The 783-nt window shown below is 54.7% G+C and carries 1 pseudogene; it reads right to left on the minus strand.

The window, feature by feature from the left end:
• Positions 1-225 precede the first annotated feature (225 nt).
• Positions 226-783 (minus strand): annotated as a pseudogene (locus FHD67_RS20805) (DEAD/DEAH box helicase); the annotation flags it as partial.

Here is a 783-nt window from a genome sequence, read left to right on the forward strand (position 1 = left end):
AATCTCCTCAGCTCACGCTACGAGAAAATTCTACGAATAAACCCCCTTAACGATGGGGAGGATTACCTCACCATAGCTGATAGGAGGACAAGATCCGCATCTGGGTCAACCCGAGTAAAGCGGATCAGGCATAGCATTGCGTCGATAGCTCGCCGATCTCCGTCAGTCTTCGGATGGATCAGATGGCACTCGTCGAGGATGAGAAGTCCGATTTCCGCAAAGCTCTCAGGCTCGATATGGCTCGCGGTCAGAATCAACCAGTGCATGGGTTGGCGCGAGGAAAGCAACTTTCAGATCTCGCAGAAGAGCTGCATGATTCTTTAATTGCGCGGTGGTCGATTTGCCTGCACCTGTTGGAAAACCAACTGCACAAGATGTGCCCGGTTCGAGGTAGCCTGCCCTGAATGCAGCGAGGTGGTTCGACCAGATGTAAGTCCTCTTCTTCGCGACTCGCGCCATCGAATGATGCCAGCGATCGGCAGGTACACCGTATGGCGGGTCAATGTTGATGACGGCTACTTCGATAAGTGCAGAACTTGCTACTTCGAGAAGCCGCGCCAAGTGAAATGGACCCGGAAAAGAGGCTACCACAATCGGCGGCAGGCCTTCCATTACGACAGCGTCGTCTGGCTTGGCTGACTTTGCGACGCCACGGAAAACCGCTGCAGGTCGCTTCCTATCCGCGTCCGGGATGCCTCCTACAACGGCCGCGAGCGCACGGATTGAGTTGCCCCGTGAAAGCTGGGCACTGACGTAAGTACTGTTTTTGCTGTCTGCTGATCT

This window comes from Paracoccus haeundaensis, assembly GCF_006239215.1.
Classification (GTDB): Bacteria; Pseudomonadota; Alphaproteobacteria; order Rhodobacterales; family Rhodobacteraceae; genus Paracoccus; species Paracoccus marcusii.